Annotated in this window: 15 protein-coding genes; 3 read left to right on the forward strand and 12 right to left on the reverse strand. The window is 68.6% G+C overall.

The genetic code is table 11. From position 1 onward, the window contains the following. Nucleotides 1-128: 128 nt before the first annotated feature. From FXO23_RS42110 to FXO23_RS42135, 6 genes are all read right to left on the reverse strand, one after another. On the reverse strand, nt 129-902 hold the full coding sequence (locus FXO23_RS42110; RefSeq protein WP_158893035.1) for an enoyl-CoA hydratase-related protein: 774 nt from the start codon (nt 900-902) through the stop codon (nt 129-131). A gap of 48 nt (nt 903-950) precedes the next feature. Further along, nucleotides 951-1,715, reverse strand: a complete 765-nt coding sequence (gene ehuA / locus FXO23_RS42115) for an ectoine/hydroxyectoine ABC transporter ATP-binding protein EhuA (protein WP_158893037.1) — start codon at nt 1,713-1,715, stop codon at nt 951-953. 7 nt (nt 1,716-1,722) lie between these two features. Beyond that, the gene (gene ehuD, locus FXO23_RS42120; RefSeq protein ID WP_158893039.1) at nt 1,723-2,382 is read right to left on the reverse strand and encodes an ectoine/hydroxyectoine ABC transporter permease subunit EhuD; all 660 of its coding nucleotides are present in this window, start codon (nt 2,380-2,382) and stop codon (nt 1,723-1,725) included. Next, nucleotides 2,382-3,092 carry an ectoine/hydroxyectoine ABC transporter permease subunit EhuC gene (gene ehuC, locus FXO23_RS42125; protein ID WP_158893041.1) on the reverse strand — a complete coding sequence of 237 codons (711 nt, stop codon included), beginning with the start codon at nt 3,090-3,092 and terminating at the stop codon, nt 2,382-2,384. The genes ehuD and ehuC overlap by 1 nt, the downstream gene beginning before the upstream one ends. 19 nt (nt 3,093-3,111) lie before the next feature. Beyond that, a complete protein-coding gene (ehuB, locus tag FXO23_RS42130) occupies nt 3,112-3,996 on the reverse strand; it encodes an ectoine/hydroxyectoine ABC transporter substrate-binding protein EhuB (RefSeq protein ID WP_158893043.1) in 885 nt (294 codons plus the stop codon). Nucleotides 3,997-4,275: 279 nt separating this feature from the next. Next, complete coding sequence (locus FXO23_RS42135) at nt 4,276-6,294, reverse strand: protein meaA (protein WP_158893045.1); 2,019 nt, start codon at nt 6,292-6,294, stop codon at nt 4,276-4,278. A gap of 127 nt (nt 6,295-6,421) precedes the next feature. On the opposite strand from FXO23_RS42135, the gene FXO23_RS42140 reads away from it, so the two are divergent. Genes FXO23_RS42140 through FXO23_RS42150 form a run of 3 tightly spaced genes read left to right on the forward strand, consistent with a single transcriptional unit; the run spans nt 6,422 to nt 8,325 of the window. Next, entirely contained in the window at nt 6,422-7,039 is a 618-nt protein-coding gene (locus tag FXO23_RS42140) for a LysE family translocator (protein WP_158893047.1), read from the forward strand. A 45-nt stretch (nt 7,040-7,084) separates the two neighbouring features. After that, nucleotides 7,085-7,708 (forward strand): LysE family translocator, encoded by a 624-nt coding sequence (locus FXO23_RS42145; protein ID WP_158893049.1) that lies wholly within the window; start codon nt 7,085-7,087, stop codon nt 7,706-7,708. After that, the gene (locus FXO23_RS42150) at nt 7,705-8,325 is read left to right on the forward strand and encodes a LysE family translocator (RefSeq protein ID WP_158893051.1); all 621 of its coding nucleotides are present in this window, start codon (nt 7,705-7,707) and stop codon (nt 8,323-8,325) included. The genes FXO23_RS42145 and FXO23_RS42150 overlap by 4 nt, the downstream gene beginning before the upstream one ends. A gap of 5 nt (nt 8,326-8,330) precedes the next feature. On the opposite strand, the gene FXO23_RS42155 is transcribed toward FXO23_RS42150, so the two are convergent. The 6 genes from FXO23_RS42155 to FXO23_RS42180 all read right to left on the reverse strand — a co-directional run bounded on the left by FXO23_RS42155 (nt 8,331) and on the right by FXO23_RS42180 (nt 11,569). Continuing rightward, entirely contained in the window at nt 8,331-8,906 is a 576-nt protein-coding gene (locus FXO23_RS42155) for a Uma2 family endonuclease (protein ID WP_158893053.1), read from the reverse strand. Nucleotides 8,907-8,964: 58 nt separating this feature from the next. Beyond that, nucleotides 8,965-10,239 (reverse strand): UDP-N-acetylglucosamine 1-carboxyvinyltransferase, encoded by a 1,275-nt coding sequence (gene murA, locus FXO23_RS42160; RefSeq protein WP_158893055.1) that lies wholly within the window; start codon nt 10,237-10,239, stop codon nt 8,965-8,967. A 144-nt stretch (nt 10,240-10,383) separates the two neighbouring features. Next, nucleotides 10,384-10,530 carry a hypothetical protein gene (locus FXO23_RS42165; protein ID WP_158893057.1) on the reverse strand — a complete coding sequence of 49 codons (147 nt, stop codon included), beginning with the start codon at nt 10,528-10,530 and terminating at the stop codon, nt 10,384-10,386. Between the two features lies 1 nt (nt 10,531). Further along, nucleotides 10,532-10,699, reverse strand: a complete 168-nt coding sequence (locus tag FXO23_RS42170) for a hypothetical protein (protein ID WP_158893059.1) — start codon at nt 10,697-10,699, stop codon at nt 10,532-10,534. Nucleotides 10,700-10,747: 48 nt separating this feature from the next. Continuing rightward, the gene (locus FXO23_RS42175; protein WP_158893061.1) at nt 10,748-11,182 is read right to left on the reverse strand and encodes a DUF2550 domain-containing protein; all 435 of its coding nucleotides are present in this window, start codon (nt 11,180-11,182) and stop codon (nt 10,748-10,750) included. A 21-nt stretch (nt 11,183-11,203) separates the two neighbouring features. Further along, the gene (locus FXO23_RS42180) at nt 11,204-11,569 is read right to left on the reverse strand and encodes a F0F1 ATP synthase subunit epsilon (protein WP_158893062.1); all 366 of its coding nucleotides are present in this window, start codon (nt 11,567-11,569) and stop codon (nt 11,204-11,206) included. Nucleotides 11,570-11,592: the final 23 nt, after the last annotated feature.

Raw genomic sequence — 11,592 nt, forward strand, 5'->3', positions numbered from 1 at the left:
CGTCAACCCCACTGACCAGCACCAACAGGATGAAAACTCCCCAATGTGGCTTTCGGGGCACCCAACGCCCCGAAAGCCGCATTGGGTACCTCCAACGCCCCCAATGCCGCATTGGGAGCTTTCGGCGATCAGTCCGGGAAGTTGGGGTGGCGTTTTTCCAGGAAGGCGGCCATTCCTTCGCGGGCGCCGGGGAGCTGGGACGCCGAGGCCATCACCTCGAGCGCGATCGAGTAGGCGTCGGCCTCCGGCCGGTCGAGCTGGGCGTAGAGGGTCTGCTTGCCGATCGCCTTGCTCGCCCGGCTGCCGCGGGTGGCCCGGGCCAGCAGGTCCGCGACGGCCGCGTCCAGTTCGGCGTCCGGGACGACCCGGTTGACCAGGCCCCAGTCCAGGGCGGTCGGCGCGTCGATGACGTCCCCGGTCAGCGCCAGTTCCATCAGCCGCTTGCGCCCGATCGAACGGGCCACCGGCACCGCGGGGGTGTGGCAGAACCAGCCGCCCTTCCCGCCCGGCAGCGCGAATCCGGCCGATTCCGCCGCGATCGCCAGATCGCAGGAGGCGACCAGCTGGCAGCCCGCCGCGGTGGCCAGCCCGTGCACCCGCGCGATCACCACCTGCGGCACGGCCTGGATGGTGCCCATCAGGTCCGTGCACAGCCGCAGCAGTTCCCGCACGCCCATCAGGTCCCGCGCGGCGACATCGCCGAAGTCGTGCCCGGCGGAGAACACCGGCCCGGCACCGGCCAGCACGATGCCGGTCGCGTCGGTCTGCCCGGCCTCGACGAAGGCGTCCAGCAGCTCGGCGAGGTGTTCCGCGGACAGCGAGTTGCGCCGCGCGGCCCGGTTCATGGTGATCGTGATCGTGTCGTCCTCGCGTTTGACGAGGATGTGCTCGTACTCGCCCATCCCCCGACGCTACCGCGCCCGCCGGGGCCCCGCCCAACCCCGCGCGGGTCAGGCGCGGCCGATGACGGCGCTGAGGAACTCGCGGGTCCGTTCGTGTTCGGGTGAGGTGAACAGCTTCTCCGGCGGGGCGTCCTCCAGGATCTGGCCGTGGTCGAACATCATCACGCGGTCCGAGACGTCCTGCGCGAACTGCATTTCGTGCGTGACGCAGAGGAACGTGATGTCGGTGCTCTCCGCGATGTCCTTGAGCAGGTGCAGCACCCCGGTCACCAGTTCGGGGTCCAGCGCGGAGGTGACCTCGTCCAGCAGCAGCACGGACGGTTCCATCGCCAGCGCCCGCGCGATCGCGACCCGTTGCTGCTGCCCGCCGGACAGCTGGGACGGGTGCGCGTCCACCTTGTCGCCCAGGCCGACGAGGTCGAGCAGTTCCCGGGCCCGCGCCTCGGCCTCCTCGCGCGGTTTGCCCAGCGACCGGATCGGCGCCTCGGTGATGTTGCGCAGCACCTTCATGTTCGGGAACAGGTTGAACTGCTGGAACACCATGCCGATCCGCTTGCGCGCCTCGCGCAGGTGCGCCTCGTTGGCGGGGACCAGCTTCCCGCCCCGCTCCAGATGACTCAGGTACTCGCCGCCGACCCGGATGGTGCCCTCGGACACCTTCTCCAGCGTCATCAGCAGGCGCAGGATCGTCGTCTTGCCCGAACCGCTCGGCCCGATCAAGGTCACGAACTCGCCCGGCGCGACGGTGAAGTCCAGCCCCTTCAGCACGACGTTGTCACCGAACCGCTTGCCGACGCCGTCGAAGCGGATCATCTCGTTCTCATTTGCTTGCGACACGACGCTCCAATTTCCGCACGAGGATCGCGGCCGGGTAACTCAGCAACAGGAACGCCAGGCCCGCCATGGTGTACGGCTCGATGAACCGGTAGTCCTCGGATCCCTGTTCCTTGGCCTGGTTGACGATGTCGAGCACGCCGATCGCGAGCAGCAGCGGCACTTCCTTGAACATGGAAATGGTGTAGTTGCCCAGTGCGGGCAGGACGCGGGGAACCGCCTGCGGCAGGATCACGCCGAGCCAGACCCGCGACTTCGGCAGGCTGAGCGCGGTCGCCGCCTCCCACTGTCCTTTCGGGACGGCGTCGATGCCCGCGCGGTACACCTCGGCGGTGTAGCACGCGTAGTGCACGCCGAGCCCGATCACGCCGGTGAGGAACGGCGAAAGCTGCAGACCGAGCGCCGGTTGCAGCACGTAGAACAGCGCGAACACCTGGATCAGCAGCGGGGTGCTGCGGATGATCTCGATGAACGCCCACAGCACCTGGTCCACCACCGGGATCCGGGCCCGGCGGATGATCGCGAAGACCAGACCGAGCACATACGCCAGCAGCGAGCCGAGCACGGTGATCTCCAGGGTGACGACCAAGCCCTGCAGGATCGCCGGGATGACCGCGATCGCCTTGTCCCAGTCCCAGATCTCCATCACACACCGCCCCCGGACACCTTGGCCAGCGCCCGTTCCCGGCTGGGCGCGGTCCGGCCGATCCGCCGGGCCGCCAGCTTTTCCAGCCACCGCATGACACCGGTGATGACGATCGCGAGCAGCAGGTACAGCACCAGTTCGACGAGGTAGATCAGGCCGATGTCCTTGCCCCACGCGGGCCGGAGGATCTCGCCCTGTTTGAAGATCTCCGGCACCTCGATGAAGAACAGGATCGCCGTGCTCTTGAGCAGCTGGATGAACAGGTTGTTGAACGACGGCAGCATTTCCACCACCGCCTGCGGCAGGACCACCCGCCACATCCGTTGTGCCGGGGTGAAGTTCAACGCGATCGCGCCTTCGAGCTGCGCCCGGGGCACGGACTGCACGGCGCCCCGGACGATCTCGGCGCCGTACGCGCCGTGGTTGAGCCCGAGCACCAGGATGCCCGCGGTCAGCGGCAGGAGCTCGAGGCCGACCAGAATCGGGACCACGAAATAGATCCAGAACAGCTGGACCACTTCGGACGTGCCGCGGAAGCCCTCGACGTAGACCCGGGTGATGCCCCGGACGGTCCGCGAGGGGGCCAGCAGGCCGAGCCCCGCCGCGAACGACAGCACGATGGTCAACGCGATACCGCCGGCCGCGGCGGCGAGCGTGTAGGGAAGCCCGCTCAGCAGCCGCGGCAGGAGGACCGACAGGTTGTCGAACACGATGCGTCCGCTCTTCCGGTCAGCCCTTGCACAGCGCTTCGGTGGTCAACTCCGGGCCCGGTGCGTTGCTCTGGCCGAAGCCGAACGGGGCGACGATCTCCAGCCACTGCCCGCTGTTCTTGACCTTCTGCAACTCGGTGTTGAACGCCTTGACGAACTCGTCCTCGCCCTTGCGGAACGTGAACGCACCGACATCGGGGGCCTTTTTGCTGCCCTGGAAGGATTCCGTGGACTCCAGGGGCGCGTCCGGGTTCTGCTTGAGCAGCCAGCGGCTGGTGATGTCGAGCAGCGCGGCGCCGTAGACGCGGCCGTCGCGGACCTGCCGCAGGATGTTGTCCTGGTTGTCCAGCGTGACGATCTTGTCGGCGGGCACACCGGCCTCTTCCGCGTAGCCCTTCTCGACCGCGCCGGTGAGGACGGCGATCTTCACGTCCTTGCCGATGATGTCCTCGAACCGCTTGATCCCCTGTGGATTTCCCTTGGGCACCAGGAAGGAGGAGGCGACCTTGAACTCCGGGGCGGAGAAGGCGGCGCTCTGGCACCGGTCCGGCCGGATGGACATTCCGGCCGCGACGAAGGCGAACTTCTTGGCCTGCAGGCCGGGAATCAGCTGACCGAAGTCCGAAGGCACGGCCTCGATCTCGTCGATCCCCAGGTTCTTCAGGACGACCCTGGCCACTTCCGGCTCCGCTCCGGTCAGGCGGCCACTCGCGTCGGTGAAACCGTACGGCGCCTCGTTACCGAAACCAACCTTGATTTTCTTGGATTTCTTCGCGCCCTCGAAGGTCGTGGTGTCCGCACTGCTCGCACAAGACGAAAGCAACACCGGCCCGCCGATCGCCACCGCGCCCATCGCCGCCGAACGCCGGAAGAAATTCCTTCGCGTCCACTCGCCGTGCGTCATGACCGCACCCCTTTTCGATTGGTTCGTTGGCAATCGAACGTAGGTGGCGTCCTCGGGCCGGTCAAAGGAAGTTGAAAGATCACCACCGTCTGTTACCGGAAAGAGATCAACATTCCGTGCCAGCTGCGGCACACACCGTGGTCGTCACCACGTCAACACGGGATATCCGCAGGCAAACCCGGTAGTCCTTGGCAAACAAGAAACGCACGATATCCGTTGGATATTTTTGGGACGGCGGTACCGAATAGGCTTTGGGACGCGGGTACCGAATAGGTGGTTTTACGCCAGCCCGTGCGTCTCCCGGATCACCGAGACGATTCCGTCCATGATCCCGGTCAACTCGTAGTCCTTCGGCGTGAAAACGCGCGCGATACCACGATCGACTAACAATTTCGCATCGTCCGGCGGAATGATCCCGCCCACGATCACCGGAATGTCCCCGGCGCCCGCGGCACGCAAACCGTCGACGACCTCGGGCACCACCTCGAGGTGCGAACCGGACAGCACCGACAGCCCGACCACGTGCACGCCTTCCTGCACCGCGGCGGCCACGATCTGCTCCGGGGTGAGCCGGATGCCTTGGTAGATCACCTCGAACCCGGCGTCGCGGGCCCGCACGGCCACCTGCTCGGCGCCGTTGGAATGGCCGTCCAGACCGGGTTTCCCGACCAGGATGCGCAGGCGCTCGCCGAGTTCCTCGCCGGTGGCCCGGACCCGTTCGCGCACCCGCAACAGCTCGTCGCTCGCCTCGGCCGAAGCCGAGGACGCCGAGACCCCGGTCGGCGCCCGGTACTCGCCGAACACCTCGCGCAACGCGCCGGCCCATTCCCCGGTGGTCACCCCGGCCCGCGCGCACTTCAGCGTGGCCTCGAACAGGTTCTCCGAGGTCCGCGCGACTTCGCGCAGCCCGGCCAGCGCACGCTCGACCGCGTCGTTGTCGCGGTGGGCCCGCCACTCCTCGACCGCCGAGATCGCCTGCTTCTCCACCACCGGGTCGATCGTCTCGATGGCCTTGGCGCCCTCGGCCTGCAACGGACTCGGCTCGGTGGTCTCGAACTTGTTGACCCCGACCAGGATCTGCTCGCCGGATTCCATCTTCTGGCGGTACTCGGCGAGCGAGGCCACCAGTTGCGACTTCATGTAGCCGGATTCGACCGCGGCGACCGCACCGCCCATTTCCTGCACCCGCGCGATCTCCTCGCGCGCGCCCGCCTTGATCTCGTCCACTTTGGACTCGATGACCCGCGAACCGTCGAAGATGTCCTCGTACTCCAGCAGATCCGTCTCGTAGGCGAGCACCTGCTGCATGCGCAGCGCCCACTGCTGGTCCCACGGCCGCGGCAGGCCGAGCGCCTCGTTCCAGGCGGGCAGCTGGATCGCGCGCGCCCGGGCGCCCCGGGACAGCGAGACCGCGAGCATCTCCAGCACGATCCGCTGCACGTTGTTCTCCGGCTGGGCCTCGGTCAGGCCGAGCGAGTTGACCTGCACGCCGTACCGCAGGCGCCGCGCCTTGGGGTCCGCCACGCCGTACCGTTCGCGGGTGATCTCGTCCCAGAGCGCGGTGAACGCGCGCATCTTGGACATCTCCTCGACGAACCGCACACCCGCGTTGACGAAGAACGAGATGCGCGCGACCACGCGGGCCATATCGGACTGCTCGATCTGCCCGGCGTCGCGCACGGCGTCCAGCACGGCGATCGCGGTGCACAGCGCGTAGGCGACCTCCTGCGTCGGCGTCGCGCCCGCCTCCTGCAGGTGGTAGCTGCAGATGTTGATCGGGTTCCACTTCGGGACGTGGTGGACGGTCCACGCGATCATGTCGGTGATCAGGCGCAGGCTCGGCCCCGGCGGGAAGATGTAGGTGCCGCGGGAGAGGTACTCCTTGATGATGTCGTTCTGCGTGGTGCCGGTGAGTTTCGCGAGCACCTCGTCGACGTCGCGGCCCTCGGCCTTCGCCTGCTCCTCGGCGACCGTGACGTAGAGGGCGAGCAGCCACATCGCGGGCGCGTTGATCGTCATCGAGGTGTTCGCCTCGGCGAGCGGGATGCCGTCGAAGAGGCGGCGCATGTCGCCGATGTGCGCGACGGGCACGCCGACCTTGCCGACCTCGCCCTTGGAGAGCTTGTGGTCGGGGTCGTAGCCGGTCTGGGTCGGCAGATCGAAGGCGACCGAGAGGCCGGTCTGCCCCTTGGCGAGGTTCCGGCGGTACAGCTCGTTCGACGCGGCCGCCGACGAATGCCCGGCGTAGGTGCGCATCACCCAGGGCCGGTCGCGCTCACGATCCGATGGATAGGGCACGGTGAACCTCCCGGTGGACGTCCCATCGAGTGTACCCGCCGGTAACTTATTGGGCCCAGTGGAATGGGACACGTCCGCGCGGATCTCTGCCTGTCCTCGTCACCGGCTATCCGCTAACGTCGGTTAGGTGACTTGGGCTTCGTACGGCGGATACGTCCTGTTCGTCCTGCTGGTGGTGCTGGTGCCCGGCCCGGACACGCTCGTGGTCATGAAGAGCACGCTCGCCGCGGGCCCGCGCGGCGGTCTGCTGGCCGCGCTGGGCATCACCATGGGCAACCTCGTGCACGGCACCGCGGCGGCGCTCGGCCTGAGCGCGCTGATCGTGCACTCGCAGGCGCTGTTCCAGACGCTGCGCTGGCTGGGCATCGCGTACCTGGTGTTCCTCGGCGTGCAGGCGCTGCGTTCGGCCTGGCGCGGCGACTACCGCGGGCTCGCGGACTCCGGCGGCCACGCGCGCGGTTTCCGGCGCTGGAACGAGGGTTTCCTGTGCAACCTCACCAACCCGAAGGTGCTGGTCTTCTACCTCTCGATGCTGCCGCAGTTCCTCGACCCGGCGAGTTCGACGTGGCACGCGATGCTGCTCGCCTACACGACCGCGGTGGTCGCCGGATCCTGGCAGCTCGTGGTGCTGTTCCTGGTCCGCCGGATCCGCGGCCTGCTCGCCCGCCGCAAGGTGCGCCGCGCGGTCGACGCGACCGCCGGTACCGCCCTGCTGGGCTTCGGGGCCGTCCTCGCCACCGAGTGACCGGGGGGGTCGCGCGGGGAGTGGTGATCGGGTTAGCGTGCGGGCATGAACTGGGGTGCGTACGGGAGTTACCTGGTCTTCGTCGTGCTGGTGGTGCTCGCGCCCGGGCCGGACACCATGGTCATGCTGAAGAACTCGCTGGCGGGCGGGACGCGCGGCGGATTGCTGGCGACCTGCGGGATCACGGTCGGCAACCTGGTGCAGGGCACCGCGGTCGCGCTCGGACTGGGCGCGGTGATCGTGCACTCGCAGCCGGTGTTCCAGACGCTGCGCTGGGCCGGGGTCGCCTACCTCTGCTACCTCGGCCTCCAGGCGCTGCGCGGCGCCTGGCGGGGTGACTACCGCACCGCGGAGCAGGTCGGGTCGCGGACGAGCGGGTTCCGGCGGTGGCGGGAGGGCTTCCTGTCCAACGTCACCAATCCGAAGGTGCTCGCGCTGTACCTGTCGGTGCTCCCGCAGTTCCTGGATCCGGCCCAGCCGTCGACCTTCGACGCGCTCGTGCTCGCGTACACGGTCGCGGTGCTCGGCGGGCTCTGGCTGCTGGTGCTCATGTTCTTCGTGCACAAGGTGCGCGTGTGGCTGAAGCAGCGCAAGGTGCGGCGCGCGGTGGACGCGGTCACCGGCACCGCGCTGATCGGCTTCGGCGTGGCCCTGGCGACCGAATCATGACCTGGGCGACCTACGGCAGTTTCCTGGCCTTCATCGCCCTGATCGTCATCGCGCCGGGCCCGGACACCATGGTGGTGCTGAAATCCGCGCTCGCGGGCGGGACCCGGGGCGGGCTGCTCGCGTGCGGCGGCATCGCCACCGCGAGTTCGCTGCAGGCCACGGTGTCCGCGCTCGGGCTGGGCGCGGTCATCGTGCACTCGCAGCCGGTGTTCCAGACGCTGCGCTGGGCCGGGGTCGCCTACCTCTGCTACCTCGGCCTCCAGGCGCTGCGCGGGGCCTGGCGCGGCGATTACCGCGGGCCCACCGGTCCGGGACCGCGCCTGAGCGGCTGGCGCTGCTACCGGCAGGGCGTGCTCTGCAACCTCACCAATCCGAAGGTCCTCGCGCTGTACCTGTCGGTCCTGCCGCAGTTCCTCGACCCGGTGCACGGCACGCCCGGGGACGCGCTGATCCTCGCCTACACGGTCACCGTGTCCGGCCAGGTGTGGCTGCTGCTGGTGCTGCTGGCGGTGCGGAAAGTACGCGGCTGGCTGCAGCAGCGGAAGATCCGGCGGGCCGTGGACGCCCTCACCGGCACCGCCCTCCTCGGCTTCGGCGCCGCCCTGGCCACCGAGTGACCGCTTCAGAGCAGGTCGGCGAAAACGACCGAAACGGCGAACGGATCGGAGACGGCCAGGCTACCCGCGCTCACCCCGGCTGAGGCATAAGCCCTGGTCGTGGGGTCGAGACGGTAGCGGAACACCGCCATCTGGTCCGCACCGTCCGCGGCATTCTCGATGCGCCAGAAGTGCCGGACCCCGGCGGCGGCGTACTCGGCCGGTTTGTCGGTCTGGTCGGCGGTCACGGAACCAGGGGACATCACCTCGACGACCAGCAAGCAGTGCTCCGGCCGCAGAACCGCATCGTCCGCCAGCGAGGCCTCGTACACCACGATGTCCGGTCGGCGGTTCAACAGCGGAACATCCCGCAACCGAAGATCCACGTCCGTCGCGACCAGGAACCGATCACCACACGCATCTTCGAGAACATTGGCCAGTCGCCGGGCGACGATCTGGTGCGCTCGGCGCGGCGCGGGGTTCACGACGATGGCTCCATCAACGATCTCGATGCGACGGCAGACCTCTTCAGGCAGCGCTTCGTAATCGGCGGCGCTCAGGCCCTGGGGCTGGAGCACCATCCAATCGGGCAACGCGGTCATCGGAACCCCAAACGTCGTGCGTACGCCTGAGGATACCGTTCATACCGTCCATACCGCGTCAGGAGCGCTCGGGGTCGGTGGCGACGCGTTCGATGCGGGCGCCGAGGCGGTTGAGGTTCTCCACCAGGTTCGGGTAGCCGCGGTCGATGTGGAACACGTCCCACACCTCGGTGACGCCGTCCGCGCACAGCCCGGCCAGCACCAGCCCGGCGCCCGCGCGGATGTCCGAGGCCCACACCGGGGCGCTGGACAGCGAGTCGACCCCGCGCACCACCGCGTGGTGGCCGTCGGTCCGCGCGTCCGCGCCGAGCCGGACCATCTCCTCGATGAACCGGAACCGCGCCTCGTACACGTTCTCGGTGATCATCGAGGTGCCCTCGGACACCGCGGACAGCGCCACGGCGAACGGCTGCAGGTCGGTGGCGAAACCCGGGTAGGGCAGGGTCACGAAGTCGACCGACTTCGGCCGGTCGTTCTGCACCACGCGGAAACCGGTGCCGTCGAAGGCGGTCACGTCCGCCCCCGCGAGCCGGAGCTTGTCCAGGACCAGGTCGAGGTGGTGCGGGTTGACGCCCCGCACGGTCACGTCGCCCCGGGTCATGGCGGCGGCGAACGCCCAGGTCGCGCCCACGATCCGGTCGCCGATCACCCGGTGCTCGGTCGGGTGCAGCGAGTCGACGCCGTGCACGGTCAGCGTCGACGTGCCCAGCCCTTCGATCTTGGCGCCCATCTCGATGAGCATCGTGCAGATGTCGACCAGTTCCGGTTCGCGCGCCGCGTTGTCGATGACCGTGGTGCCTTCGGCGAGCACCGCGGCCATCAGGATGTTCTCGGTCGCGCCGACGCTCGGGAAGTCCAGCCAGATCTGCGCGCCCCGCAACTCGTCGGCCTTCGCGACCACGCAGCCGTGCTCGATCGTGCTCGTCGCGCCGAGCGCCCGCAACCCGCTCTGGTGCATGTCCAGCGGCCGCTGGCCGATCGCGTCCCCGCCCGGCAGCGCCACCACGGCCTGCTTCAACCGGCCCACCAGCGGCCCCAGCACGCACACCGACGCCCGCAGCTTGCCCATCGCGGGCGAGTCGGCGCGGTGCGACAGCTCGGCCGGGGTGGTGATCGTCGCGGTGTCCTCGTCCAGGACGACCTCGCAACCCACGCTGCGCAGCACGTCCGCCATCAGCGGAACGTCCAGGATCTGCGGGCAGTTGGTGATGGTCGTGGTGCCTTCGGCGAGCAACGCCGCCGCCATCAGCTTGAGAACGCTGTTCTTCGCCCCCACGACGTCGACTTCGCCGACCAACCGTGCCCCGCCATGCACGTCGAAGTGCTCGCTCATGGACGCACATCATGCCTGCCGTCCCCGGCACGCGATCAAAGGGGGATGACTAGCCGGAAACCGGCGACATTCGGCGGAAAAAGTGAAACGCGGCAAGCTTCGGTGACGATATAACTCGTTGGGCGCGAACCGCGCCGGAAAGTGTCAGCCACCGTCCTGAGTGGCCCACCAGCGTTCGTAATCGATCTCGAGTTTGTGGTCCTGGCCCGGATCGACGTCCTGCGTGGTGACCAACTGTTCCGGCCGGATCCGCTCCGGAAGCGCCTGCCAGCGCTGCGAAGGCTCGGTCATGTCAGATCCCCAGGACGCCGACGGTGCGGTTGAGCCAGTACCGCTCCAGGTCGATCTCGGGAGTCGAGTCGAGCCCCGGTTCGGTGGGATGGCTCATGGTCATCTGTTCGGGGAGCACCCGCTCGGGCAGGTGCTGCCAGCGCTGCTCCCGCTCCAGCTCCTCGTCCATGCCTTCCACGGTACGCATTTCGGCAGCCGGGCGCGGTAACGAAAGCGTTCAGCTCGCGCGCGGGAGGCGGCGGCCGGGAGGGGCCGATTCGAGCCAGGAGAGGAAACCGGTCAGCGCGCCGGGGCCCATGGCGATCTCGATGGCCTCCTGGCGGTCCGATTCGCACCGCAGCACCGTGGAACCGGCCGGGACCGCGTAGGACTCCGTACCGGTCGGATCGCGGCGGTCGGCGATGTTCAGGGCCTCGCGTTCGAACACGCGGTCCGGGCCGGTGCGCAGGCTCCAGACCCGGTACCACGCGAAATCGTCGCCCTCGTAACGGCCGATGCCCAGATGCCAGCCCTCACGGGCGTTGTCCGGGCGCCAGCGCAGGGCCACGCTGACGCCACCGTTCTTGCGCATGCGCACCCAGCGCATCGAGTACCACAGCGCGAGCAGCGCGAGGACAAGCAGGAGCCCTAGAACCACCACGGTCACCACCACGGCCGGCCCCCGCTCGTCCGGCTAGGCCGACTGCCCGGCGGCGCGGAGCCTGGCGCTCGCTCTGGTCCGCTCGGCCTCGTCGTCGGCGGTCAACGCCGCCTTGGCCTCCGCCACGTCGATCTCCTCGGCGAGTTCGGCGGACTCGGCCAGTACGCTGACCCCGTCCCCGGTGACCGACAGGAAACCGCCGTGCACCGCGGCGCAGAACGTCTCGCCGTCGGTGGTCGTCACCTTGACCACGCCACCCTCGACGAGCTGGCCGAGAACCGGCTCATGACCAGGGAGGATGCCGATCTCGCCCTCGGTGGTCTGGGCCACCACGAAAGTGGCCTTGCCCGACCAGAGGCGGCGCTCGACGGCGACAAGCTCGACGGAAATCTCAGCCACGTAGCTCTCCTTCACCTCGGGCG

It is taken from the genome of Amycolatopsis anabasis, from assembly GCF_009765355.1.
Taxonomy (GTDB): Bacteria; Actinomycetota; Actinomycetes; order Mycobacteriales; family Pseudonocardiaceae; genus Amycolatopsis; species Amycolatopsis anabasis.

Coding starts and splice junctions, on each gene's coding strand:
- FXO23_RS42110 (WP_158893035.1), bottom strand. CDS start 902: ATGGGCGAGTACGAGCACATCCTCGTCAAACGCGAGGACGACACGATC.
- ehuA (WP_158893037.1), bottom strand. CDS start 1,715: ATGATCCGCTTCGACGGCGTCGGCAAGCGGTTCGGTGACAACGTCGTG.
- ehuD (WP_158893039.1), bottom strand. CDS start 2,382: ATGGAGATCTGGGACTGGGACAAGGCGATCGCGGTCATCCCGGCGATC.
- ehuB (WP_158893043.1), bottom strand. CDS start 3,996: ATGACGCACGGCGAGTGGACGCGAAGGAATTTCTTCCGGCGTTCGGCG.
- FXO23_RS42145 (WP_158893049.1), top strand. CDS start 7,085: ATGAACTGGGGTGCGTACGGGAGTTACCTGGTCTTCGTCGTGCTGGTG.
- FXO23_RS42150 (WP_158893051.1), top strand. CDS start 7,705: ATGACCTGGGCGACCTACGGCAGTTTCCTGGCCTTCATCGCCCTGATC.
- FXO23_RS42155 (WP_158893053.1), bottom strand. CDS start 8,906: ATGACCGCGTTGCCCGATTGGATGGTGCTCCAGCCCCAGGGCCTGAGC.
- murA (WP_158893055.1), bottom strand. CDS start 10,239: ATGAGCGAGCACTTCGACGTGCATGGCGGGGCACGGTTGGTCGGCGAA.
- FXO23_RS42165 (WP_158893057.1), bottom strand. CDS start 10,530: ATGACCGAGCCTTCGCAGCGCTGGCAGGCGCTTCCGGAGCGGATCCGG.
- FXO23_RS42170 (WP_158893059.1), bottom strand. CDS start 10,699: ATGGACGAGGAGCTGGAGCGGGAGCAGCGCTGGCAGCACCTGCCCGAG.